This is a genomic window from Nostoc sp. (assembly GCF_036917975.1).
Classification (GTDB): Bacteria; Cyanobacteriota; Cyanobacteriia; order Cyanobacteriales; family Nostocaceae; genus Nostoc.
This window is the reverse complement of sequence record NZ_JBALEJ010000025.1, coordinates 215,774-241,141: the sequence shown is the minus strand read 5'-3', so window position 1 is coordinate 241,141 and position 25,368 is coordinate 215,774. Positions and strand designations below refer to the sequence as shown.

19 protein-coding genes, 2 pseudogenes and 2 riboswitches are annotated in these 25,368 nt (G+C 40.8%); of the genes and pseudogenes, 5 read left to right on the top strand and 16 right to left on the bottom strand.

The window, feature by feature from the left end; translation table 11 throughout:
- Positions 1–276: 276 nt before the first annotated feature.
- From V7K76_RS12695 to V7K76_RS12685, 3 genes and pseudogenes are all read right to left on the bottom strand, one after another.
- Positions 277–897, bottom strand: coding sequence for a universal stress protein (locus V7K76_RS12695; RefSeq protein WP_334780575.1), 621 nt, complete (start codon positions 895–897; stop codon positions 277–279).
- Between the two features lie 175 nt (positions 898–1,072).
- Positions 1,073–1,316, bottom strand: a riboswitch (cyclic di-AMP (ydaO/yuaA leader).
- Between the two features lie 17 nt (positions 1,317–1,333).
- Positions 1,334–2,194: an ABC transporter ATP-binding protein gene (locus tag V7K76_RS12690; protein WP_334780576.1), complete on the bottom strand. Its 861-nt coding sequence runs from the start codon at positions 2,192–2,194 to the stop codon at positions 1,334–1,336.
- A gap of 170 nt (positions 2,195–2,364) precedes the next feature.
- A pseudogene (locus V7K76_RS12685) lies at positions 2,365–3,027 on the bottom strand (ABC transporter permease); the annotation flags it as partial.
- A gap of 97 nt (positions 3,028–3,124) precedes the next feature.
- Positions 3,125–3,367: riboswitch (cyclic di-AMP (ydaO/yuaA leader) on the bottom strand.
- A 289-nt stretch (positions 3,368–3,656) separates the two neighbouring features.
- On the opposite strand from V7K76_RS12685, the gene V7K76_RS12680 reads away from it, so the two are divergent.
- Complete coding sequence (locus V7K76_RS12680) at positions 3,657–4,847, top strand: sensor histidine kinase (protein WP_334780503.1); 1,191 nt, start codon at positions 3,657–3,659, stop codon at positions 4,845–4,847.
- Between the two features lie 266 nt (positions 4,848–5,113).
- On the opposite strand, the gene V7K76_RS12675 is transcribed toward V7K76_RS12680, so the two are convergent.
- The gene (locus V7K76_RS12675) at positions 5,114–6,424 is read right to left on the bottom strand and encodes an aminopeptidase P N-terminal domain-containing protein (RefSeq protein WP_335029797.1); all 1,311 of its coding nucleotides are present in this window, start codon (positions 6,422–6,424) and stop codon (positions 5,114–5,116) included.
- 305 nt (positions 6,425–6,729) lie between these two features.
- Between V7K76_RS12675 and V7K76_RS12670 the strand changes: the two genes are divergently transcribed.
- Complete coding sequence (locus tag V7K76_RS12670; RefSeq protein WP_335029796.1) at positions 6,730–7,197, top strand: NUDIX hydrolase; 468 nt, start codon at positions 6,730–6,732, stop codon at positions 7,195–7,197.
- Between the two features lie 561 nt (positions 7,198–7,758).
- Positions 7,759–9,009 carry an FG-GAP repeat domain-containing protein gene (locus V7K76_RS12665; protein WP_334780506.1) on the top strand — a complete coding sequence of 417 codons (1,251 nt, stop codon included), beginning with the start codon at positions 7,759–7,761 and terminating at the stop codon, positions 9,007–9,009.
- Positions 9,010–9,222: 213 nt separating this feature from the next.
- Here V7K76_RS12665 and V7K76_RS12660 read toward each other — a convergent pair whose 3' ends face one another.
- From V7K76_RS12660 to V7K76_RS12625, 8 genes are all read right to left on the bottom strand, one after another.
- Positions 9,223–9,990 carry an MBL fold metallo-hydrolase gene (locus V7K76_RS12660; RefSeq protein WP_334780507.1) on the bottom strand — a complete coding sequence of 256 codons (768 nt, stop codon included), beginning with the start codon at positions 9,988–9,990 and terminating at the stop codon, positions 9,223–9,225.
- A gap of 15 nt (positions 9,991–10,005) precedes the next feature.
- Positions 10,006–10,593, bottom strand: coding sequence for an anthranilate synthase component II (locus tag V7K76_RS12655; RefSeq protein ID WP_334733417.1), 588 nt, complete (start codon positions 10,591–10,593; stop codon positions 10,006–10,008).
- Between the two features lie 305 nt (positions 10,594–10,898).
- Positions 10,899–11,354 carry a diacylglycerol kinase family protein gene (locus V7K76_RS12650; protein ID WP_334780508.1) on the bottom strand — a complete coding sequence of 152 codons (456 nt, stop codon included), beginning with the start codon at positions 11,352–11,354 and terminating at the stop codon, positions 10,899–10,901.
- A gap of 152 nt (positions 11,355–11,506) precedes the next feature.
- Positions 11,507–12,034 carry an rRNA maturation RNase YbeY gene (gene ybeY / locus V7K76_RS12645; protein ID WP_334780577.1) on the bottom strand — a complete coding sequence of 176 codons (528 nt, stop codon included), beginning with the start codon at positions 12,032–12,034 and terminating at the stop codon, positions 11,507–11,509.
- A gap of 40 nt (positions 12,035–12,074) precedes the next feature.
- Entirely contained in the window at positions 12,075–12,230 is a 156-nt protein-coding gene (locus tag V7K76_RS12640) for a DUF3285 domain-containing protein (RefSeq protein ID WP_094350437.1), read from the bottom strand.
- A 131-nt stretch (positions 12,231–12,361) separates the two neighbouring features.
- A protein-coding gene (gene prfB, locus V7K76_RS12635; RefSeq protein WP_335029795.1) for a peptide chain release factor 2 occupies positions 12,362–13,484 on the bottom strand; the annotation gives its coding sequence in 2 pieces (ribosomal slippage) (positions 12,362–13,411 and positions 13,413–13,484; 1,122 coding nt in all).
- A 113-nt stretch (positions 13,485–13,597) separates the two neighbouring features.
- A protein-coding gene (locus tag V7K76_RS12630) for a PCRF domain-containing protein (RefSeq protein WP_334780578.1) occupies positions 13,598–14,750 on the bottom strand; the annotation gives its coding sequence in 2 pieces (ribosomal slippage) (positions 13,598–14,677 and positions 14,679–14,750; 1,152 coding nt in all).
- 135 nt (positions 14,751–14,885) lie between these two features.
- Positions 14,886–15,614, bottom strand: a complete 729-nt coding sequence (locus V7K76_RS12625; protein WP_334780510.1) for a Bax inhibitor-1/YccA family protein — start codon at positions 15,612–15,614, stop codon at positions 14,886–14,888.
- Positions 15,615–16,149: 535 nt separating this feature from the next.
- Here V7K76_RS12625 and V7K76_RS12620 point away from each other — a divergent pair.
- Positions 16,150–16,935, top strand: a complete 786-nt coding sequence (locus tag V7K76_RS12620; protein ID WP_104904777.1) for an RNA polymerase sigma factor SigF — start codon at positions 16,150–16,152, stop codon at positions 16,933–16,935.
- Positions 16,936–17,347: 412 nt separating this feature from the next.
- Here V7K76_RS12620 and V7K76_RS12615 read toward each other — a convergent pair whose 3' ends face one another.
- A complete protein-coding gene (locus tag V7K76_RS12615) occupies positions 17,348–18,295 on the bottom strand; it encodes a shikimate dehydrogenase (RefSeq protein WP_334780511.1) in 948 nt (315 codons plus the stop codon).
- Between the two features lie 98 nt (positions 18,296–18,393).
- Between V7K76_RS12615 and V7K76_RS12610 the strand changes: the two genes are divergently transcribed.
- On the top strand, positions 18,394–19,329 hold the full coding sequence (locus V7K76_RS12610) for an alpha/beta fold hydrolase (RefSeq protein WP_334780512.1): 936 nt from the start codon (positions 18,394–18,396) through the stop codon (positions 19,327–19,329).
- 299 nt (positions 19,330–19,628) lie between these two features.
- Here the strand turns inward: V7K76_RS12610 and V7K76_RS12605 are convergent.
- The 3 genes and pseudogenes from V7K76_RS12605 to V7K76_RS12595 form a co-directional block, all read right to left on the bottom strand.
- Positions 19,629–21,058: pseudogene (locus V7K76_RS12605) on the bottom strand (IS4 family transposase).
- A gap of 89 nt (positions 21,059–21,147) precedes the next feature.
- Complete coding sequence (locus V7K76_RS12600) at positions 21,148–24,183, bottom strand: SMC family ATPase (RefSeq protein WP_334780513.1); 3,036 nt, start codon at positions 24,181–24,183, stop codon at positions 21,148–21,150.
- Positions 24,170–25,360, bottom strand: a complete 1,191-nt coding sequence (locus V7K76_RS12595) for an exonuclease SbcCD subunit D (RefSeq protein WP_335029794.1) — start codon at positions 25,358–25,360, stop codon at positions 24,170–24,172. The genes V7K76_RS12600 and V7K76_RS12595 overlap by 14 nt, the downstream gene beginning before the upstream one ends.
- Between the last annotated feature and the right edge of the window lie 8 nt (positions 25,361–25,368).

Genomic DNA, 25,368 nt, shown 5'->3' with positions numbered 1-25,368 from the left:
GGATAACGCATATTTAATTTCTGGAGATGTCTAATAATTAATCTTTCGTCTTTGCGATGATTTATCGCATCTTTAGTGATCTAAAATTTTCATCAAAAAACCTTAACCGAACCGTATTGTAACCCAATCTACACATTTTTATTTTTTAGTCTTAGCAGTATTGCATTGGTTTCTACCCAAAGTTTATTTACTGAGTAGCTAAAAAAGCCACCTAGTTGTTAGGTGACTTTTCTCCGATCAAAATTTGACAAAAATTACTGGAATTTTAAACAGCGATTATTCATCAATACTACTGGGAATACCCAAAACGGCACAGGGAAAATTAGAACCTAGAGCCTCAATCATCGGATGATTGACAGAGTTGCAACCGAGAAACAGAATATCAGCCGTTTCTAATTCAACTACTTTGCTAAGTTCTGTAGAAATGCAGCCAAACCGCAAATGAGATTTAAAGGAACCCTGCCATTCTTCAGCTAAACTTCGCGCTTGCCAGAGAATTATATCTGCTTGTTGCAGGGGAGTTACCATAGTCTGCAATTTGGGTTGAGTTAATACCTGTGTGACAGACTTTGATACTTCACTAACTTGACATGCCAACGGAAACTGTTGTGTTGGAAAACTCAAGATATTTGAATACTGACTACTTTGATTATCTTCTACCACATAAACAGCTTGAACTGTGACTTCTGCATTAGTGGCTAAACGGGTTTGATGGGCAATCCAAAAAGCAATATCTAGTGCTGTATGACTGTTGGGAGATGCGTCATAAGCAACAATTAAGTTAACTGCTTTTGAACTTTGAGGTTTTTTAGAAAAAGGTTTTTTTGGTTCTGGCACGAGTACCATTTGTTCGATTAAGTCATCTCGACCTGTGGCACTTTGCAGACGTGCTAACATTGGTTTGATTTGCACAGCTTTACTTCTCCTAATGAAATGAATTAGCAATGAGAAGCAGGGGGACAAATTTTAGATTTTAGATTTTGGATTTTAGATTGAGTGACGATCGCCAAAATCTCAAATCTGAAATCAGTCAAGGAAACCCCAATAATAACTGTATTACAGCCAAAATCTTGGGGGTTCCTTCCATTGCCTACGGAGTTAGCTGACGGGCTAAGACTGGAAGGTGTCTCTCTCTTAGGAGTGCTGAGTGGTGTTAGCGATAGCGGGGCGTTTAGCCCGTGCTGAGTGCTGAGTTAATATTAATAATTCCTAACTCCCGACTCTTAACTCCTCACTTTCTTTGAGATACGCCCCACAATATGGTTCCTCCGTTCCAAATCCAGCTTTCATGAATTTGAATTAGGCTACCCACTAAAAAAAATGATAATCTAATTTACTCGTCTTGGGTAAAATATCGATCGAGGAAATTTAGGGCGTGGTTGCGGAGTTCAAAATACTCTTTTGAGTTTCGTATGGCGGCGCGAGCCTCTTTCAGAGGAGCTTCGCTAACGCGCGGACGCTCAAAAGGAACTTCTAAAATCTCTCCGATACTAGCAGCCGGGCCATTGGTCATCAAGACGATGCGATCGGACATATAAATTGCTTCGTCTACATCGTGGGTAATCATCATCACTGCTTGACGATTATTTTCCCAAATATCCAATACCTGCTGCTCTAATTTGCCACGAGTTAGTGCATCTAGTGCCCCAAAAGGTTCATCCATCAGCAACATTTTGGGACGAATTGCTAAGGCTCTGGCAATACCTACTCGTTGTTTCATACCTCCAGAAATTTCATCGGGATATTTGTCGGCCGCCGCCGTCAAGTTTACCATTGCCAAGTGTTGATTTACAATGCTAATTTTTTCAGATCGATTAGCATTTTTTAACACTTCATCTACGGCTAAACGGATATTTTCTCTTACTGTTAACCAAGGTAACAGTGAATAGTTCTGAAATACCATCATCCTTTCGGCTCCCGGCTGACGAATTTCTTTCCCATCTAGCCTGACTGAGCCGGAAGTTGCTTTTTCTAAACCAGCTACTATCTTTAATAGAGTTGATTTCCCACAACCTGAGTGACCAATTACAGAAATATATTCATCTTCACCAATCGTCAGATTAACTCCATCTAAGACGACAAACTTATCTTTATCAGGTGTCGGATAAGACTTGACTAAATTTTCAATTTCTAAAAATCCAGGGCGGGGCAGAACTTGGTTCTGAGTATTAATAGGTAATGAGGTATATTCCATCATCCAATGCTCCGCAAATAATTTAGTCGTCAATCAATTTTTGATTTTGAATTTTGGATTTTAGATTGATCTTGACCAAAAAGATGTTGTGCTGCTGATAGCACAGCGTAAAGCCTTCTCTAAGAGAGGCTCCGCCAACGGCATGGCTTCGCTTAGAGCGACGTAGGAGCTACTAGCCAAGCTATACCTAAACTAATTCGCAAGCCTGTAAAAATATACGGCAAACTTGCAGGCCAAATGATTTTTGTAATCCGTCGCCAACGGGGCATTTCTAACACTCGCGCCACATCTAAATAATCTTGGGGAACGCTAGAAACTCCTAAGGCGGTATTAATAATCGTCGGACATAAGGAGGTAATAAAGATGACAAAAATGGCGGAAGGTTCTGCTAAATTGAAAATTGCTAAGGCAATGGGTAGCCAAGCTAGAGGCGACACAGGTTTAAAAATTTGAATGATCGGATTAAGCGCTAGCATTGCCGGTCTGGACATGCCAATTAGAAACCCTAGAGGAATCGCTACTACCGCACCTAACAAAAAGCCCAGTAATACCCGACGCAGACTTGCGATCAACAACCAACCAATTCCTAAGTTGCCTGGGCCTCTTTGATAGAAAGGATTTAAGATGTAGTCTAGATTTGCGATTAGCGCTTCTGGTGGAGTGGGCATTAATTCATGGTTGGCAAGGGCAATAATCCACCACAACACAATTATTCCCAAGAAGCCCAATACAGGTAGAATGAAGACATCTCTAAGGATGACAGGTTTTGTTTTGTTCCAAACGGCTTGTGTGGCGATCGCTGCGATCGCTGCTAGATTTAGTTGAAATATCATTTACGACCTCAACAGATTTAAGTGCAGGTACAAAACATTTGAGCAGTACCAGCCTTGGACACCGATGAGATCAGAACATTATAAAAATGCCGTCTCTTCAGTCTCCTCTCAATGCCTACGAAGTTAGCTGACGGGCTAGGGCTGAGAGATGCCCTTCTGAAGAAAGTTATGAGTTATGAGTTATGAGTTAATTATTTAGTAAAATAACTTCTAACTCCTCACTTCTCACTTTTAACTCCTCACTCTCAATTCCTCACTTTCTTTGAGATACGCCCCACAATTTGGTTCCTCCGCTCCAACGTCACGCGCTGTGATCTACTGGATTAGGCTGACTTACTCTAATTAAGTACAAACTTATGTACACTATAACATTGATATACATAATATAACATCAATGCTTCCGTGAAAGTATCTGTCTTATACTTAATCTTGTTTATTTTGTTACATAAATCAAGCGTATACCCTCACTTTTCGGTAATCAAGCATAATCTCAGCAACAAAATAATTTGTAAAATCTATTTCTTTTGGTAGGTGAGACACATCGCTATTTTTGTTAAAACACCACTCTAGTCGCTAAACTATTTGGATATGGAACTTCACTCATCTATCTCCTAGCTGAATTTAACATAATGGATTTTAGTCAACTACTGGCTGAAAAAACTGACATCATCATTGATAAATGGATTTTAGCTGTTCGCAAGGATAGACGGATTGAAAGTGCTGATGACTTATCTTATACATCGGTAAAGGATCACATTCCTGATGTTTTGAAAGCGATGGTGACAGTGCTTTCAAAACATCAGGATAATGATATTCAGTCAATGGTTACTGCCAGTTTTCAGCATGGAGCTATTCGAGCCGAACAAGGCTTTGATCCAGCAGAAATTGCCAGAGAATATCATCTGCTGCGGACAGTAATATTTGATGCTCTACAAGCAGATTTATTAGAAGGAACACCTGTAGAGATAATTCTTTCCATGCGTTTGATTGATGCGATTGTAGATGAAGCGATCGCTCGATGTTTTAAAAGTTATGTTGAGGAACGCTTACGAGAATTAAAGCAGTTGCAAGCATCACTAACGCTTCATAATGAGGAACTCACACGGTTAATTAGCGCCAATCAAGAATATCTTTCCCAACTCGCCCACGAATTGAAACATCCTTTAACTTCCATTATTGGCTACTCGGATCTGTTTTTACGCCAACAACGACGCAAGACTGAAATAAAAGACAACTATACCAATTTAGAACATATTGAGCGGGTACTACGCAATGGTAGACAGTTACTTCATCTAATCAATGATGTGCTAGAACTTTCGCGCTATGAAGCAGGGCAGATAAAAATCCAATTAACACCTACAGATGTGCGTGAATTAATTGATAATGTGTGTGAAATGTTGGAACCTTTGGCTGCGGGGAAAAATTTACAAATCGTAGTAGATTGCGAACGCGCTCCCGAAAAACCATTAACAGACTCTTTTCAGTTACAACAAATTGTCACAAATCTTATTAGTAATGCGATTCGTTATACAGAGTCGGGGACTATTATTATTATGTGTCAGATGTTGGAGAATCAGGGATGGGCGATCGCTGTTTCTGACACTGGAGTTGGCATTGCCCCCGAAAACCAAGCCCAAATATTTGAACCCTACTTTCGCGTGACTTCTAGCGATCGCCCCTATCTTCCTGATAGTACAGGATTGGGATTAGCGATCGTCTCGCGGTTGGTGAAACTATTGCGGGGTGAAATTAACCTAGTGTCACAGGTAGGTGTTGGTTCTACTTTCACCGCGATTTTCCCTCTAGAAGTGGAGTTTTAAAAGTATTGGGCGATTGGAAATCGCGGCTACACAAGCAAAGTCCACCTCCGTGGACTAAGAATAAGAGAAAATCACGGGTTTGCTAACCTGCGGAGGCAGGTTTTGTCTAGACATCTCCGAAAAAGAATTGTTTTGACTTAGCACTGCTACGTCTCTACAAGAGTTCTGGGTAACGCATCTTTAATTTCTGGAGATGTATTCTGTATAGCCGCGATTTCCAATCGCCGGGGTTTTTCTTAGGGATGGTGTGTACCATCCCCGATGTTTCATCTTTCTATTTCATCTACTGCTTTAGGAACCCCCGCAGTTAACACCTCATATCCATCAGATGTAACTAACACATCATCCTCAATCCGAATGCCAATGCCAACCCATCGAGGATCGGTCTCTGGTTGGTCTTCTGCTAGTTTGGTATCTGGCACAATATAAATTCCCGGTTCTACCGTCAAAATTTGACCTGGTTGCAAAATCTGCGGTTTGTCTTCACCATGCTGATAAACTCCCACATCATGGACATCCAGACCTAACCAATGACTGGTGCGGTGCATATAATATGGCTTATATTTCTCTTCTTCAATTAACTTATCAATTTCACCTTTGAGAATACCAAGTTCAACTAAACCTTCCGTGAGGACGCGAACTGCTGTATCGTGAACTAATTTGAAGGGATTACCTGGCTTAATTTGAGCGATCGCTTGTTTTTGTGCCTCCAAAACAATCTCATACAGCGTTTTTTGTTCTGGCGTAAATTTACCACCCACAGGAAATGTTCGGGTAATGTCAGAGTTGTAATAACCGTAAGCACAACCGGCATCAATTAGCAGTAATTCTCCATCATGCATTTGACGATTATTTTCAATGTAGTGGAGTACGCAAGCATTCACACCAGAAGCCACAATGGAAGGATAAGCTGGCCCTAAGCCACCCCGCACTCGAAAGATGCGTTCCATCTCCGCTTGGATTTCATATTCATAACGTCCAGGTGCGGTGATTTCTTGGGCGTAATTGTGTGCTTCTGTAGCGATCGCTGCTGCTTGACGCATCAATTCCACTTCAGCTTCGCTTTTGATCAATCTCATACTGTTGAGGACAGGGCCAGTATCTTCAATAGCGATCGGCCCAGTACCGCGCTTAGGATAAGTCCGCAATAAACTTTGGTAATGTCTGATGATTTGATCATTAAAATTGCGATCGCGTCCTAAGTGATAATAAATCCGGCTGGCTTTTTCTAAATACTGCGGCAACTTTTCATCTAACTCGCTAATGGGGTACGCTTCATCAGCACCATAAATTTCCTTGGCTGCATCTACCCCACAAAGATAACCAGTCCATACTTCCTTTTCGCGATCCTTCGGTTGGACAAACAGCACAAACCGATGTTCTGAATGATGCGGCGCTAAAACTGCTACTGCTTGTGGTTCATTAAAACCTGTCAAGTAAAAAAAATCACTGTCTTGACGATAAACATACTCTACATCGTTGTGCATTACTGCCATAGGCGCACTGCGAAAAATGGCTGTACCATCACCAATTTTTGCCATTAATTGCTCGCGACGCTGCCGATATTCTGCTTGCATAGCTGATGTTTTTAGGAAAATATTGTATTATTTTACACTTTTAACAACTGACAGATGCACAGTTCATGCCTCTTAATAGTTGCTAATCTAAGTTATTCTAACCAATATTTGTTTCCACTCAAGTCATAAATCATTAGAGAATAATCAATTATCTCGAAAAACTTAGATCCCCGACTTTTTAAAGAAGTCGGATATCTTGTTGTTATTGAATAATTTAGGATATTTATGAAATGAAATAAATTTTAAACGTTTATCTTATATAAATTCTGGTATTTCATAAATCTAACAACACACAGGATAAAAATATGTCCACTCAACTCATAACAAAAAAAGCGATCGCTTACGTGACCAATAAAGATGAATTAATGGTATTTACACATGCTGATTTTCCTGAAGCTGGCGTGCAAGTACCTGCTGGTACAGTTGAAGAAAGTGAAGAGCCATCTGAAGCTGTGCTGCGAGAGGCTTATGAAGAATCTGGTGTTAAGGGAGTTCGTATTATTGAGTTATTGGGTATTTATCAATACAATATGACTCCCTATCGCAATGAAATTCAAGAACGTTATGTTTATCATCTCGAATTAACTCAGTCTACACCATCTACTTGGCAGCATTGGGAAATACATCCAAGTACTAGCAAAAACCCTATAGCCTTTGATTTTTATTGGGTTAAACTGGATGGCTCAGATTTAGGACTAGCTGGTGGTCAAGGTTATTTTTTATCTAAACTTGCTCACAAAATAAACAATAGTGGTTCTCCAGATAATACTTGAGAAAGTGCCAATAAAACAAAGATAAGATTATACAAATTTATTAGGAATAATGTAGCGATCTCTTCTATTTTCAGCAAGCCCTAATTAAACATACAATAAATTTATAGTTCCTAATTAGAGATTCATCGCTCGAAACAATGATTTTCAGGACTAAAGTACTTACTACAAACTTTAATTTATTTACGCCTATCTACTTAGGATATTTCTAAGTTAAGAAAAAATATATGGCTAGTGTGGATATTCTTATCTGACTGATTCCTCGTTAAAAATACAAGTAGATTGTTGATACAACATTTAAATGTCAAAGAAACTAGATATGATAATCATTTTTTATTTACAAATAATCATATATAAAATACAAAAAATATTTTGCAATTGCTTATATAGAACTTGAAAATTTTAGAATAATAGTTTAAAAAATATTTATTTTCAAATGGTGACATTAATAAAGAAAAAATAGTTATAAAGAAATATTGAAACCCTGGTAAATGTTATTTCGTTACAGAAAGAGATGATTACAAAAAGTTAAAAGAATATAATAACCAATCATAAAAATACACCATGCCTGGAACTGCAAATAATTCCTCACCCTTATCTTTGAATACAACTGAATGGGCATCAGATTCTTTTGCCAAATCACAAATATTGACAAATTCTCTTAGTAGTTTAGATACTAATTTGGGGCTTGGGAGTACGAGTAGTAGTTCCTCACTAGCACTACAAAGTGAACCGATGACTGCGCCTGTTAAAACCTCACCAAATCCCAATCCTAATCCTTATATAACTAGTGCGGCGATTACTCCTGACTTTAACGGTGATGGTAAAACAGACAAAGTTTGGGTCGATTCTACAACTGGTGAGATTATCATTCGGTTAATGGATGGATCAAAAGTTTTGGAACAGGGTTCTCTAGGTAAATTCGACCTAACTGCGTATACTTATGAAATTGGTGACTTCAATGGTGATGGCAAAACCGACTTCTTATTACGCAATAAGACAACCGGTGCCAATAGCATCGTACTAATGGATGGCACAAAAGTTGCTAGTATGGCATCTTTAACCAGCGTTGACCCAGCGTGGACTCCTGAGATTGGCGATTTCAATGGCGATGGCAAGACCGATATCTTCTGGCATAATGCTACAACTGGTGAGAACGCTATTTGGGAGATGAATGGCACCACAGTTCTGAGTGCAACTGTTTTAGATAAAACAGACCCAGCGCTAACTCCTACCATTGTTGATTTTGATGGCAATGGTAAGAGCGATATTTTCTGGCGCAATCCGACAACCGGTGCTGACAGCGCTTGGTTTATGGATGGTACACAAAAGACTGAATTGGCGCTGCAATCACAGGATGCTGCCTGGACTCCTACCTTTGGTGATTTCAACGGCGACTATAAGACTGACATTCTCTGGAGAGACACTCAAACAGGTCAGAACCAGATTTGGTTGATGAATGGTATCTTAGTCACGCAGGGTACTTTGGATACACTTGACTCATCTTGGACTTCTCAAATTGGCGATTTCAACGGCGACGGCAAGACCGACATCTTCTGGCACAATAGCAAAACCGGCGAGAACACCGCTTGGTTGATGGATGGCACAACAGTTGCTACTCAAGCTTTCCTACCGACCACAAACACAGCTTTGACACCATCCCTTGGCGATTATAATGGCGATGGTAAGACCGACATCTACTGGCGCGATCAGACAGGAGGTGCAGACACCATTTGGACTATAGATGGGACAACAGCGACTCCAAATCCGATTAGCGATGCTGATAAACTTACCCCAGAATGGTACACGTTCTAAATTTAGGGGCATTGGGCATTGGGAAAGAGGAGGCAGGAGGCAGAAATAAATTCTTGAGTTTTGTTAGCGCAGCGTAAAGCCTTCTCTACGAGACGCTACGCGAACGGCATGGCTTCGCTTAGAGCGAGTTTGCGTTCGCTTTTAGCGTCTCGTAGAGAGCGTCCTGCTTGAATTTTGAATTGATTTCTCCCTCATCCACTCATCCCGTACTTCTCAAAACTTGTAACTCAAAACCTGAATCACGGTACTTTCCGGCAAATCTTTAGGGCTAATGGAAATACTATCTCCATTGCTGCGCCGCACTTTCATACCTTTCATCAAGGCAAGAAAATCGTCGAGTGGCGAAATATCGCACTTAGCAGCATCAGCAGCTTGTGTCCGATAATGGGTCGGAATCACCAATTTGGGATTTAACACTTCAACAGCCTGCTTTGCTTCTTCAGCATTGTAGGCTTTTGCGCTACCTCCCACTGGAATAAATGCTACATCGGGACGCCCCATGAGTATTTTTTGCTCAATGGAAATGGGTGCAGCGGCTCCGCCTAAGTGTACGATATTAATTCCGCCTTGCTTCCAACTCCAAGCTGTATTTGAGCCAAACTGCTTACCACCTTTGCGATCGTGGTCTATAGCAATTCCTTGAAACTTAATACCTTTGAACTCATAAACTCCTGGTTCGTAGATGAGTTTTGCGTTTCCCGGTAGTATGTCCACAGCACCTTCATCCAGCAGTTGACTGCTAATCAGTACCAAATCTGCTGCAACTTTTGGTGGACGATACCCAGCAGTACAGCCGATTGTCCGAAATGGATTGACGAGAACTTTCGCACCGCCACCAGTAAAAAGAAAGCAAGTATGACCCAACCACTGAACTGATAAACCGCTAGATTGTGCATCAGCTTGAGATTCAGAACCCAAGGTAGTAAGCAAAGCTGTTACCAACCCCGCCCCAGCATAGCCCATCAACTGTCGTCGTTTCATTAATTATGCTCTTGACTATAACTGTTCCAGAAAATTTCGCAATAACTGTTTTCCTGAAGATGTCAGGACACTCTCTGGGTGAAACTGGACGCCCTGAATGTGAGGATAGTTCCGGTGTCGCACTCCCATAATGGTGTTATCTTCAACCCAAGCGGTGATTTCTAACACATCTGGGCAAGTTTCACGTTCTATCACCAAACTATGATATCTGGTAGCAGTTAGAGGATTTTCTAATCCCCGGAAAACCCCCACTCCAGTGTGAGACACCTGAGAGGTTTTGCCATGCATCAACTCTGGAGCCGGAATTATTTTACCACCGAACACTTGACCAATACTTTGATGTCCCAAACAGACACCCAAAATAGGTAACTCTTGTCCTAGCTGTTCAATTAATTCTAAAGAGATGCCAGCATCTTCCGGGCGACCAGGCCCAGGAGAAATAACTACGGCTTGCGGTTTTAATGCCCGAATCTCATCTATGGATATTTTGTCGTTACGAAAAACTTTAATATCATCTGCCACTGGGAATTCTGCTGCCAATTCTCCCAAGTACTGTACTAAGTTATATGTAAAACTGTCGTAATTGTCGATAACTATAATCAAAGCTCATCACTCCTGGTTTTTACCACTTATCAGTTGCAAAAAGCATAGATAAGTATCTCATATTATTTGTTGGCTAGGTATAAAAATAACGCTGACGTGGACGCGTAGGCATTAAGCGGCTACTCTACGGCCACTTTATAAAGAAATTACCAAGTAAACCTTTAGTTAGGATGCTTGGCGCGTAGGCGTAGCCCGTCGTAGACATCGCAACATTTAAATTTTTAATATGTTCTCCAAAGGAGAGGAGACAGAGTGCGATCCTCTGACTGAGTAATTTGGCGATGCCTGGGTTGGGCAAATCACGTCTACAAAGCCGATATAATTAACTTTACGAGAGGAGGGAGTAATAGGATGCTAGCTACTAGCATCGCTACCAAAGCAGAAACAAGCACTGCACCAGCTGCACAATCTTTAGCAATTTTTGCCAAATCATGGTATGTCTGCTTAACGGTTAAGTCCACAACGGACTCGATCGCTGTATTTAATAACTCTAATGCCAAAACTAAACCACTAGTTATCCCAATTACCGCTATTTCCACCGCTTGCAGATGCAAAAATACGCTTAACGCGATCGCCATTGCACAAACGCTGATGTGGATGCGAAAATTACGTTGAGTCTGAAAACTATAGCTGATTCCAGCCCAGGCATATTTAAAACTAACAAATAAATTAGAGGCTACTTTCCAGGAAAATTCCCGTTCGTTAGACACCAGTGTTTGTAACGAGGTGGGCGTTGGTGATGGAGAAATTTTTTGGGACATAGACTTAAAAACACAAGAACAGAGTTGCTACAGTGGGAATATTCGCCGATCTTAATGGCGAAATTAACTTTGAGGCAATCTTTAAGCAATTTTGCACAAAAGTATTATAAAAGTATCACCCCAAATTAACATTAAGGGATACATAATTACTACTATTCTATGTCAATAGCAATACCTATTCCCTTCAGCAATTTTACTTGCTGTTCTAACATTCGCTCCAAACTTTCTTCATCAGGATGATCCCAGCCCAATAAGTGCAATAAACCATGAGATGCCAACCAGGCTAGCTCGGTTGGTAAGCTATGTTCCTGTTGTTGAGCTTGTCGTTGTGCTGTATCTACAGATACGATAATATCACCTAAATATAATGGTACAGAAGCAAGCATTTCTTTGCTTTGAGGAAAATCCACCTCCAAAGCAGCAAATGCTAAAACGTCTGTCGGTTTATTTTGCTGACGATACTGAGCATTTAGTTCTTGAATTTGCGAGTCATCTGTCAAACGCAGCCCGATTTCATAACTTGGCGCTGGTGGGATTTGAGGGTGAAGTATTTCTAACCAGTGATTAAACCAGTTTTCCCAAGTTTCAGGAGTAATTCGGGCATGAGTGTCCTCAATCTTTACAGATGTTGTCGGGGACAACTCATAAAAATACTCTTCCACATATAATTCAACTCTCAGGGGCATATAGCCTCCTCGTCTGAGGTTTACGGTTTGTTTGTTAGTGAGTAAGATAAGCAAGACCAACAAGGAGAGCTAAAAGCCCTACGGCAGTCAGTCCAAAATGCTTTAGGGAAGTTCCACCCTTCCGCACCATGTTTCGCATGGCGAGTTTTACGTAGCTAGGTTGGGGTTCTGTTGAAGGTGAATTGCTCATAGTTATTTGTCTACAGACTCTTTTATAACTGTAACAGTTGGTCTGGACATAGAATTGCGATCGCCCATATATTGCTAAGGCGTTTCTCAGTGAAACGCCTTAGCAGTTGGGGTGTTATGTAATGAGTGCCTTTATGCCGTAGTGTTTTCTACCAGCTTATTTTCTTGGCGCAGATAAGCTTGAATGAATGTATCAAGTTCACCATTCATCACATCAGCGATCGCTGTTGTTTCCGTGGTTGTACGTAAATCTTTCACCATTTGGTAAGGGTGAAATACATAGTTACGGATTTGGTTTCCCCAGGAGGCCTCTACCATATCGCCGCGAATTTCGGCAATTTCTTGGGCGCGTTGCTCTTTAGCTATAACCAACAGCTTTGCTTTGAGACGATTTAGGGCTTTTTCTTTATTTTGCAGCTGCGATCGCTCTTCTGTACAGCGCACGGCAAGACCTGTGGGCAGGTGAACAATCCGTACCGCCGTTTCTACTTTGTTGACGTTTTGCCCACCTTTACCGCCAGAGCGAGTTGTGGTGATTTCCAAATCCTTATCTGGAATATCCAATTGCACAGAGTTATCAATCTGTGGCATCACTTCCACCCCAGCGAAACTGGTTTGTCGCTTGCCGTTGGCATTAAAAGGTGAAATCCGCACTAAGCGATGTGTACCCATTTCCGATCGCAAGTAACCATAAGCATAACGACCAGTAATTTCTAGAGTTGCCGATTTAATTCCGGCTTCATCACCCTCTGACTCTTCCGCTAAAGTTACCTTATAGCCGTGAGCTTCGCCCCAACGGGTGTACATCCGCATCAGCATAAATGCCCAGTCTTGAGCATCAGTGCCACCAGCACCAGCACTAATGGTCAGTACAGCCCCTTCAGCATCATAGGGGCCAGAAAGTAACTGTTGTAACTCCCATTGGTCAAGGTCACGATTCAGTTTAGTGATGGTAGATTCCGCTTCTTGGAGTAGTGCCTCATCGGTTTCTAACTCCAATAACTCAACAACTGCCCTAGTATCTTCTAGATTGGCGTGCCAGCGATCGTATTGCTGGAGATGGGCTTTCAGGTCATTGAGTTCTTGCAGGGTTTGTTGGGCTTGGGTTTGGTCATTCCAGAATTGTGGCTGTGATGATATTTTTTCGAGGTCTTGAATTTTTGCTGTCAGTGCAGGTACGTCAAAGATAGTCCTGGGTTTTACCCAGGCGGCCAGACAACGTTTCGATTTCGCGTTTGAGTTCTAGGACATCCATAATGCTTGCTGAATGATAGATAGAGCGCTTTAGATTAAAAAATTGCTCTTTATTCTACTGATGTTTCTTGATTTTAGCAGTTGGGCAAATTTTTTCTGCACTAGTTACAAAAGTTACTTGAAATTATCAAGCACTTCTTTACCCACTGAAGTAGTGTGATTTAGCTGTTGCAGATAGGCTTTGATAAACAAATCAATTTTACCGTCTAATACCTCTTTCGCAACAGTTGTTTCGACATTGGTACGTAAATCTTTTACCTTGGTGTAAGGATGTAAGATATATTCACGGATGAGCTTGCTGGATAGCGATTTGATCAGCCGGGGTTGAATTTCGTCAACTTGCTGGACATTTTGGGCTAGTGCGTAGGCGTAGCCAGCCGTAGGCATCGCAAACAGTTTACTCTTGAGAATAGCTAAGGCTTTCTCTTTGTTTTGCATCTGACTGCGTTCTTGATCGCAAAATACACTAATTCCGGTACGAATGTGAACCATATTTACCCATGTTTCTACATGGTTGACATTCCCCCGATAGCGAGGCCAAGTGATTTCCAAATCCTTCTCTGGAATCTCCCACTCAACTGACTCACCAAATATTGGGATAACTTCTATACTAGCTAAACTCGTCTGCAAGTTGTTAATAACATGGAAGGGTGATATTTGCTGTAGTTGATGTGTGCCTGTTTCTGATTTGAGGTAGCCGTATGCACAACTTGCTGTAATTTCTAAGGTTGCATACTTAATCCCGCCCTCATTCCCCTCATAAATCTCTACTAGATGCAATTGGTAATTGTGACTTTTTCCCCAACGCCAGTACATTTGCAGCAACATAGATGCCCAATATTCAGCATCTATGCCACCAGCGCCAGCAGTAATAGTGATAAATGCACCTTTTTTGTCTTGTGGGTCAGACAATAATTGTCGTATTTCTGCTGTTTCGAGTTCTTGTTGGAGTTGGGTAAGGTTGCTTTGCACCTCTTGCCACAATTGCTCATCGGCTGATAATTCCAACAATCCCAGTGCAGCCTTGATATCTTCTACAATCGAACACCAGCGCTGATATTCCTGATGCTTGTAGAATATGGAGTATTCAATTTCTTGAACTACTTCATAAGCAGGGGTTGGATTATGCCAAAAACCAGGTTGAGCAATTACTTGATCTAAATATTGAATTCTTGCAGTCAAATATTGGAGGTCAAAGACAGTCCTCAGCCTTACCCAAGATATTAGACAATCTTTCTACTTCGCCTTTGATATTTAAGAGTTCCAGCATGGTTTCACTCACTTAAGGCTGAACCTATCTACATATTATACTATTAAAACGATGAAAAAACCGTGGCTGCTGAAAATTTAACCACGGTTTTTACTTTATAAAACTTTATCTTTTGTTAGTGCCTACAAACAATTAATTGCGGCCATTTAGAGAAATTATCAACCGCAAGATAAAGACGAACAAGTTGATGTAAGTTAAGTACATCGACAAAGCAGCAGGCAGATATTGATCATCGCTGTAAGTGCGGGGCAAGATGTAGAAATCAACTACAGAAACCCCAACAAACAGGAATACTCCTAAACCGGAGATGGCGATTTCTAACCAATTTGGTGTATAAACACCAAACATAGCAAAGCCGAATTGCGCTAAACACACAACCACCAAGGCTATAACGCCAAGATTGATGGTTTTCGTCAAAGCCATGCCATCTTGTTCAGAAAGATTTGAACCAATTTGACGAGCGAAAATAAAAGTGACACCACAACCAAGGGCAGCTAAACCAATGCCTTGAATGCCAACACCTTGGGATCTCAAAGCGACAAATATCAAGCCACTGAGAGTATACCCAGACAAGAGGCTGTAGGTTGCCAACAGGGGTAGTGCAAGCCCTTTATTACCTTTTTGGGCAACATTTTGGGCAACAAAGAACAAAATTAACTCCAAAATCACCGCACCAATGAAGGTCGGAAAGAAGATTTCGGGGTTAGTACGGATAATTCCCAAACCGCCGTAGGTTCCTAATGCCGTTAGCACCAATCCGCCACCAACATAGGGGAGGGCGTTGGCAATCACGTTTGGGCCAACAAGGGCGTGAGATTTAGCCTCACGGATAGCTTCACGAAAATTACTGGTATTGCTCATATTGAAAAACTGTTTTTTAGGAAAACGTTCTGCCTATTCTTATTCTTACCAATCTTTACGGTTAACGGACAAGGATTTAATATCGTTGTTAAATCTGAAGGACGGCTTTGTTGTTGAAAATTAGAGTCGTCAGTTTTTGAGGATTTCACAGCCTCTTTAGTACTGATAGCATACTCTTTACCCTTGATTGCAACCTATTTTGCGATTAATTCAGTACCGATCCACTTGCACTCAGTATGACAGATGCGTATTAGGTCAGTCATGCATTTTTCAGCAAGCCCTAGCTAGTTTTTGTTGCGAAAGCTAAAGATTATTTACCATTCAAGAGTTATATAAAAAGCAAAAATCACTTGTAACAGAGGGGTTCGCAAAATCATGCGTACAAATACTGAATTGTGGAGTTAGACCCCTAACAAGTTCAGTGAAACGACGATGGCTTATTCTTCCCTGACTCAGCAAAATAATAACAGCTTAGAAGAAAATATACGCAGCTCCATTTTCTCAGGAATTAGGAGTTACAACAAAGGTAATGTATATGGCAACAAGTGAGTCCTCTTTACGAACTGATGGTATAGAATTATTACACTTGTACCACCAGAATCCTTCTATTAAACTTCGTAATAAACTTGTACAGTTACATACTGGCTTAGTGCGAAAGATGGCTCATAAATTTAGCCATCAATGTAACGAACCTTATGAAGATTTAGAACAAATCGGTTATTTTGGTTTAATTAGGGCAATTGAGCGCTTCGACCCAAGCCAAGGATATGCTTTTAGTTCCTTTGCAGTGCCATATATTCGCGGTGAGATGCTGCACTTTTTGCGCGATCGCAGTACTCTATTAAAAATTCCTCGTCGTTGGCAAGAATTGTACAACGAAGGACAAAAGATTCGCAAGGACTTATCAATCTCTTTAGGTCGCCCGCCCAAGGATGCTGAAATTGCCAACCAACTCCGGGTATCTGTGCAAGAATGGCAAGAAACCAAGTTAGCGGCTCAAAACCGGATGCCTTTGAGTTTAGATGCAACCGCAGTTAACTATGTTGATTGTCAAATAACCTTGGGTGAAGCACTTCCTTGTCCTCGTTCTCATGTGCTTCTGCAACAAGAAGAAGAACGCCAACAACTCCAAGGCGCAATCAATATGTTGGAAGAAAAACCCCGCATGGCAGTTGAAATGGTATTCTTGAAGGAACTTTCTCGCAAGGATGCGGCTAAAAACATTGGTACTAGCCCAATGACAGTAACGCGCTATCTCCAAAAGGGAATTCAAGATTTGATTTGTTATTTGCAACCACAGGTAATGCCCACTGGTTCGTAGTCGTTTGAGGGAGACGGGGGAGAACAAGTTATTAAAGATCGCAAAGATTTAGAAGTTTATAAAATGGCTTTTGATTGAGCCATAATAATTTTTGAACTATCAAAAAAGTTTCCAGTAAGTAGGTGGGTGGGAAAATTTATAAGTATGTCATTGCGTTGGCGTAAGCCTTCCCGCAGAGTATGAAACGGAGTGTAACGAAGGCGAGTACGTCTCTAAGAGTTGCAATCACAAGGACTTTGACAGATTTTACATTTGGTTACATAGTTAGGTTAATTTGTGCCTACCTACTTAGAGGAATGTTATTCACTAACTGACGGGCTACTGGCAACAATTTTGGGTTTTCGAGACGCGATAAATCGCCGTCTCTACAAGTGTTTTGGGTTTATTTGAACTGTATTGTCCTATAGAACTTTCATTTCCCTAAACCTAGATGATTTTGTAACGCTTGGCGCATTACTTCTACAGGCAAAGTTTCCTGCTGCAACCAGATTTTTAATGCTGCTACCCCTTGTTGAACTAGCATTTCTAATCCATCGATTGCAATTGCGCCTTGTTTTTGTGCCTGTTGGAGAAATTGCGTCGGTTTAGGAATGTATATTAAATCGTAAGCGATCGCACCTGTTGGTAAATTTGCTATTTCTTCTACACTCAAAGGCGATTCATCAACTTTGGGATACATCCCAATCGGAGTTGTGTTTACGAGCAGATTGGCTTGGGGAATGAGCTTTGGCAATTCCTCCCATTGATGAACCTGAAATTTATCAGCTAGGGGTGAATTGCTCCAACTGTTGCGAAATTCTTCTAATTTCTGCATATTGCGTCCAACAACATGAATTTCTGCAAAACCTAGCTGAGTACAACCTACTACAACAGCTCTTGCTGCACCACCATTACCTAAAATTACCGCTACTTTTTGACTCCAATCTTGTTTATATGTTGTTTGCAAAGGGGCGATAAATCCTTCTATATCTGTATTTGTGCCTACCCATTGGTTATTTTGGCGGCTAACAGTATTCACTGCTCCGATAGTTTGAGCCAGGGGAGTAATTTCTGAGAGGAGGGGGATGATTGCCTGTTTGTGAGGAATTGTGACACTAAAGCCCACAACTCCAATAGCCGCGAAACCTGCGATCGCCACCTCTAAATTTTGTGGTTCAATCGGAAAAGGTAGATAAATGTAATCTAATCCTAATTGTGCGATGTCTTCTCTACGAGAGGCTTCTCTTTCAGAGATGCTAACGCGAACGCCAACGACGAGCTGCGCTAACGCAGCATTATGCATCACTGGTGACAGTGAATGCTCCACCGGATGTCCAATGACTCCTAGTAATTTAGTTTTCCCTGTAATTTCTTTTGTCATTTGTTATTTGTCATTTGTCATAGCTCATCCCTGTCTCCAGTCACCACTCCCCCACCTAGCCTACAATTATTAAAAGCTCCTTAACATTTCTTTAAATCATGCAGGCAACTACAGCCCCCTCTACAATTCCAATTCCTGGTAAATATTGGCAGTGGCGCGGGCACAACGTTTACTACGTGCGTGCGGGAGAGAAACAAACGCAACGTCCGCCCTTGCTTTTGGTACACGGATTTGGTGCTTCTACAGACCACTGGCGCAAGAATATCACAGGATTGTGCCAAGATTTTGAAGTATTTGCGATCGACCTTTTGGGATTCGGGCGATCGGCAAAACCAAAATTGCAGTACAGTGGCGACTTATGGCGCGATCAACTCCATGATTTTATCAGCGAAGTGATTGGTCAAAAAACAGTATTAGCAGGTAATTCTCTTGGTGGTTATGCTTGCTTATGTGTTGCCGCCCAACGTCCTGACAGCGTAGCTGGATTAGTATTGCTCAATAGTGCCGGGCCTTTTAGCGACAGCCAGCCGACATCTGAACCTGAAGCTTTACAAAGCGAAATTCAGCCACCCAAAAAACCCTCTTCTTTAGAGAAACTCTTGGGTGATTCAGTTAAGTGGATTTTTCAACAACCTTTAGCTCAGTTTGTGTTATTTCAATACGTGCGACAACGTTGGGTAATTCGCCAAACTTTAGAAAAGGTATATCTTGATAAAAGTGCAGTTACAGACCAATTGGTAGAAGAAATTTATCGTCCCGCTTTTGATGCAGGTGCATTGGATGTATTTGTTTCAGTTTTTAGCAGTCCTCAAGGGGAAAAAGTTGATGTGCTGTTGAAGCAATTAACTTGTTCTTTGTTGATGTTATGGGGAGAGGCTGACCCTTGGATGAATGCTAGAGAACGTTCTCAAAAATTTCGCCAATATTGTCCTGAGTTGACAGAATATTTCTTAACAGCAGGTCATTGTCCTCATGATGAAATACCCGATAGAGTAAATCAACTTTTACGCGATTGGGTTTCATCTATTGACTAGTGATATTAAATATCATTAGACCAAGTTGAATAGAGATGCGACAAATTGCGTCTCTACTCGCAGGTTTTTCTATGAAAAAGATAGTTATATGAAAGAGTAAATTACTATTAAGCTAAAATTCCTGTTACAACAATCTGACTTTTCCCGTTAAGTCGTGAAACAACGAAATAGCAAGGGTTTAATATCAAATTTTGCCTAAGCTGGGTCACTAAGCCAATTTGGATTTTTTACACGCGCCAAGCATCTAAATCCTAGCTGCTTAAAAATGTAAAACCCGTTCATTAAGCTGACTTTTCCCGTTAAGTCTCTCTAGCAAGCTGCCAACCTTCACAAAGGTCGTGCAATTTTAACCAGCCCGTCCACAGTACCTGGATTCCAATCGGAGTTTTATGTCGATGTTCAAGATAGCCACCAAGACGAGCGATACCTTCGGCACACTTCGTGAACGCTTCCACAGCCCAAGCAACTGTTAATACCTTGGGGAGTTTGGGTGATTTGGCGCTCATTACCTTGATCTCAAGGGGATTGAGCAGTTCAGTAGCGTTGGTATCCGGCTGGGTGCGGTGTAAATAAGTCAGCTGCAACAGTTCAACAGCAATTATACTCAAAAACCAATAGTATTGCCTTCATACCATCGGCAGCAAGTCTGTATCGTTCAACTTGACACCCCGATTTTAAAATTTTATGATATTCCTCTACTCGCCAACGGTAAGAATACCAACGCAGAATTGTAGCAGCAATAGTTGCATCGGTGACTGCTTCTGTTGTCAATAACATCCATTCTACAGGAGTTTCACCTTCTGGACAATCTATTTCTATGGCATAAACAGCATAAACTTCAAGTGGATCTCGATTATCAAAACGGTAAGGAGTACGGAGATTAACTTGGCAAAATCGCACCTCTAATTTAGCTTTGCGAGGAGAACGCTTACTAGTTTCTGGGAGTTGAATTTCTTGCCGTAATGAAATGGGTTGAGCTTCTAATTTGGTCCACAAGCGCTCACTGTTAGGGTCTAAACTCCGGTTTTGAGCAGCACGAACCACAACCCCTGTATGCTGAAGTTCACGAACTTTATCAAAGACCTCTGCTATATCACCTTCACGATCAAAAACATGGATCACGCGAGTAGATTTGCTAACACTGCTTTCTATCGTAGTCAGTGCTTCTACCCAACGATAAGATTCTTTCTCCTCAAAGGGGCGTTTTCGGGCTTCATATCTAGCTTGGGCTTGGCGTTTTTTCTTCTGTTCTGGTGTCTCATCTTTTGGTGGCTTCTGTTTTGGCTCTCGATGCCAAACTTTTTGCCATAACATACCGAGTGATTGGCCAATTTCTGGATCTATTGCTAAAGCACTGTGCAATATTAAACCATTACCCCCTTTGCCAATTGGACCATAACCTTCTTTTTTAGCCACAATGTTGTCATAATCAAGAAAGGTAGTATCTCCGACGCACAGCACTACTTCGCATTCCGCAACAGTTTCCGCCGTCATTTGACAGTGCGGCTCAATTATCTTGGAAAATTCCACTTTAGCGTTCGCAAAAACTCATAAGCCCTCTTGAGTACGGTTCCTCCGTTGAATATTTCCGACAGTGCTTTGCCAAATCCTTGACTTATAGCGTAGCCAATTGACATTGCACGCTCATTCAATCGGCGGTAAGCGTAGCCTACCGTAGGTAATCGCCTAGTTCACAGGTTGCAAAATTTTTCTCCCACCAGTCCAACATTGCTTGTCACCTTTAGCACCCGATTTTCATTACTCTACCGTATATGCGGGGCTGTTCCCTAAATCCTTTGTGAGTCTGCTTTTCGAGACTTAACGGGAAAAGTCAGTTACAACAATCCGGGAGCCTTCTAAAAACTTTTCTACTTTGATTTGTGTTCCTAACTCCTCTCCCAAGGCGGGAACGTGAGTAATCACGCCAACTAATCTGTCTTGTTTTCCCAAAGAAAGTAGGATATTTGAGACACCTTTTATAGTTTCCGCATCTAATGTTCCAAATCCTTCGTCTATAAATAGACTGCCTAACTTGGCTCCTCTAGACAACTTTTCTGAAAGTGCTAGAGCCAGTGATAAAGAAGTAGCAAAGGTTTCGCCACCAGAGAGGGTTTGCACTCGTCTTGTTTCACCACAACTCCAGTTATCTTCTACTTTATATTCTTTATTTTCATATTTCAATGCATATCGCTGTTCTGTAAGTTCAAGCAGAAACACTGTTGCTAGTTCTACTAACTCGCGCTCAAAATGCTGGAGAATATAGTCTTGAAAGCGATCCGATCGCAACTCTTTAGACAAAATTTGATATGTTTCTAGGTCTTGTTGTTTGGTAGATAGTTGTGCTTGCAATTTCTCTACTTGTTCTCGCTGTTCTTCAGCTTTAGCAATCAAAAGTTTTAAATCGTTATATTCATCTTGTGCTTGTTTATATTTTTCTCTAGTATCAGCAACATATTTTTCATCCTGGGCAATTATTTCTGTGTTTGTAGTTCTGTCACCAATTGCGTCAGTTTCGCGATTAATATTAGTTTGTAACTGAATTTTATTCGTGTTATAATCATCAATTTTCTGCTGCCATTGACTTTGGACTTGTGGGGATATTTTAGATTGCTGAAACATTTCCTCTGTAAAGTTTGCAGAGAGTAAACTAGTCTGCCATTCAGCTTCTAAATGTTCTTTTTCAGTAGAAGCTAAATCAAAGTCTTCTCTTGCCTTTACATCACATTGTTGAGCTTGTCTAAATTCATCACGAGCCGTTTGATAGCACTGGGTTTCATGCAGAATACGATGCTCTAAATCTCCTTTATCTTGTTCTAGCTTTTGGAATAAATTATCATAAGAATCACTACCAGTAAGCTTGGAGAGTGTGTCTAATATTTCCTGAATTTGTGTTTTTTTGTGGTCTAGTTCAGATGCTAGGTCTTGATGTTGAGTTTGCGTATCTAATAACTTAGTTTTAAGTAAATTCAAATTGAGTTCACTAGCTTGAATTTCCGCTTCTGCTTTTTCTTTATGTATTAAATATTTTTGATAATTAGTATCACTTTTGTGTAGTGCTTGGCGTTCTTGATCAAGTGCCTTAACTTCCCATTTGTCTGCTTTTAATATGACAACAATTTGTTCTGTCTCTGCCTCAAGTTCAGCTTCTTTTTCTGCTAATATTTTTTTATATTCAGCTTGTTGTTTCTTCAGATATTCTCTAGTTGTTTCAGTCTGAGTTTTTACTTCAGTAGCTTTTTGGCGGTTTTGTTCAGCAGCGCGATCGCGTTTTTCTAGTGCTTTGATATCGCCTGAAGATTCTAGTTGTGGTAATAAGTGGGCTTCTGGATAAATTCCACCGCAAACTAGACAATCATCACCAGTATGCAGAAATGCACGCAAAGCCGCAGCATAATTTTGTTGTCTAGCAGTATCTAATTCAAGACGATATTGATCGCATTCTGCTTCAGATTTTTGGAAATTTAAAATAGCAGATTGATAATCAGACTCAGCAGTGTTTAACTCTTGAGTGATTTGCTGTAATTTCGTGCGATCGCTTTCAACTTGCTTTTGTATTCCTTCCCATTTAATTAGGAGTGGTATTACTTGATTAAGTTGTTCTAGTCTTGAGCCACCAGGAAAATATTGAGACAGTTCATGATTAGCTGCCATCAATCTCTGATTTTTTTGATTTAATTCAGCTTCAGCCTTTTTTACAGCTTGATCAGCCTCAGTTATCAGCTTTAATTTTTCTATTAATGTTTTTTCTAACCTTTTTATTTCATCGTTAATTACACGCCTCTGTTGTTCGTAAATTTTAGCTGCATTCAGAGCTTCTTCTCGCTGTTTTAGCTGTGGTACAATCTCAGCCTGATCAGCTTGTGCTTGACTAAAAATATCTTCTTGTATTTTAAAAGCTGATTGTTTTTCAATTAAAGCTTTGGCAGCAATCTCAACATCAGCTTGAGTTTTTTCATATCGATTACGAGCCAAATTGACTGATGTCCAAGAGGCAGATAGACGATCGCCAACTCGTGCTTGTTCTAATTGCTGTTTTAATTCACTTATTTTTGGAGCTTGTTTATTTAATTCATCAAGTTGCTGTTGCCAATTTGCTAAATCTCTCAGACGTTGCAATAATTCTTTTTCGGCGACTAAAGCTATTTGTGCTTTGCTAACTGTTTCATGTAATCTGGGTAATTCTTGTGCTAGAAACTGAGAGCGATCGCGTCGTTGAGAATTCAGTTCTTTATCTTCTATATCTAATGATAAATCCAGATTTTTTAGCTGTTCTTGAATTGCGTTACATTCACCTTTAATCAGGTTAGCTCTCGTCCCAGCCTGCGAACACATATCTTCAAAAATCTTTTCGTATCCAACCAGACTGTTTAAAATCTTCCGCCGATCAGTACTTTTACCTTTAAGGAACTCATCAAATTGCCCTTGAGGTAGAAGGATAACTTTTGTAAAAGTCTCAAAATTCATTCCTAAAGCTTTCTCGATAACGGCGTTAATCTCTGCTTCCTTTTGTTCTCCAAAAGGTTGAAATTCACCGTTTATTCGCTTTTCTAACTTAAAAGTAAGCTGGGCTGTTTTAGTACGATATGACCATGAGCGAAACACTAGATACTCAGTTTGATCTACCAAAAAGCGTAATGATACCTGTAATTTTAAGCCACCCTGACTCAATAATTCTTTGGGTTGAGTTTTTCTTGCTACTTTCCCATATAGTGCCAAAGTCATCGCATCTAGCAAAGATGATTTACCCGCGCCGGTTGGGCCAGTAATAGCAAATAATTCCATTTTCTCAAACAGAATATTTGCCTGCTTCCTAAAACTCGTAAAACCTTCTAAAGTTAGCTCAAGTGGTCGCATTTTGGGTTTCCTTGATTTCCTTATATAGTTCCTCAAACTTCGCTACAACGGCGGGAGCAGGTGTAGTGTTTAATTCCTCTTGGAAGTAGCGCTTAAATTCTTCTACTGGATCAAAATCTTCTTGCTTTACAGATTTTACAGATTTTTCTCGCTTTGATTCTATTTCTGGATAACGCGGCTCAATTTGCAGCACTTTATCACCACAAATTTTCCGAATTTTGTCAGCTAATCCTATTTGAGGTGTTTGCAAGTTGATAATTACTTTCAGATAGCCTGGATGATCGCGTTGTGGTTCTAGTTTTTCCTCATAATCACTCAATTCGCACTCGACTATCTTCAAAGGTTTTTGACAAGGGATAGATATAAACTCTGGTTTTTTAGCAGGAGAACCAACCTCTACATCGATGAGATAAAATCCTTTTTCTTCCTCAGCTTCACCAAAGTCTACTTGAATCAAAGAACCTGAATAGTAAGTAGGAGCCGCAACTAGAATTTGCTGAGGTTTATGGATATGTCCAAGAGCAATATACTGAGCTTCAGCAGGTAGATTTTGCCCAAAAAGAGCGTAGGTTTCTTTGGTGTGGTGACGGGCTTCTGAGTTGGCTAATTTAGCACCATCAATAGTCAGGTGAGCCATGAGGATGTTAACGCTGTCATCTTGGAAGCCACTGGCTAAATTTTTGAGCAAGTAGTCTACTCTGTCTCTGTAGTGTTGTATTTGCTGCAACTCATCCATTGTCCAAAGATTTTCGACTGTCAACAGTCGGCGTTCGGAAGCAAAAGGCATTGCAGCTACACGCAGTTTACCGTTGGGCGTTTCTAGAGCAATCAAACCTCCTTGATTGACACGACGAGGTTTCCCTAAAATCTGCACACCAGCTAAAGACAAGAGATTAGCTATACCATCAAAGCGCGAAGCAGAATCATGATTTCCGGCGATCGCAATTGCCGGAATTTTAGCATTTCGCAACCCCTCAAAAAACTGATACGCAACTCGTTCAGCATCAGATGGAGGATTAGGAGTTTCAAAAATATCGCCTGCGATTAACACAGCATCAACTTCTAATTCTTTAGCTTGTCGTAAAAGTTCATTCAGAGTAAATTCAATTTCCGGGGTACGATCTTTGCCTTTGAGGTGTCGCCCCAAATGCCAGTCAGATGTATGAATTAAACGCACAATTCCTC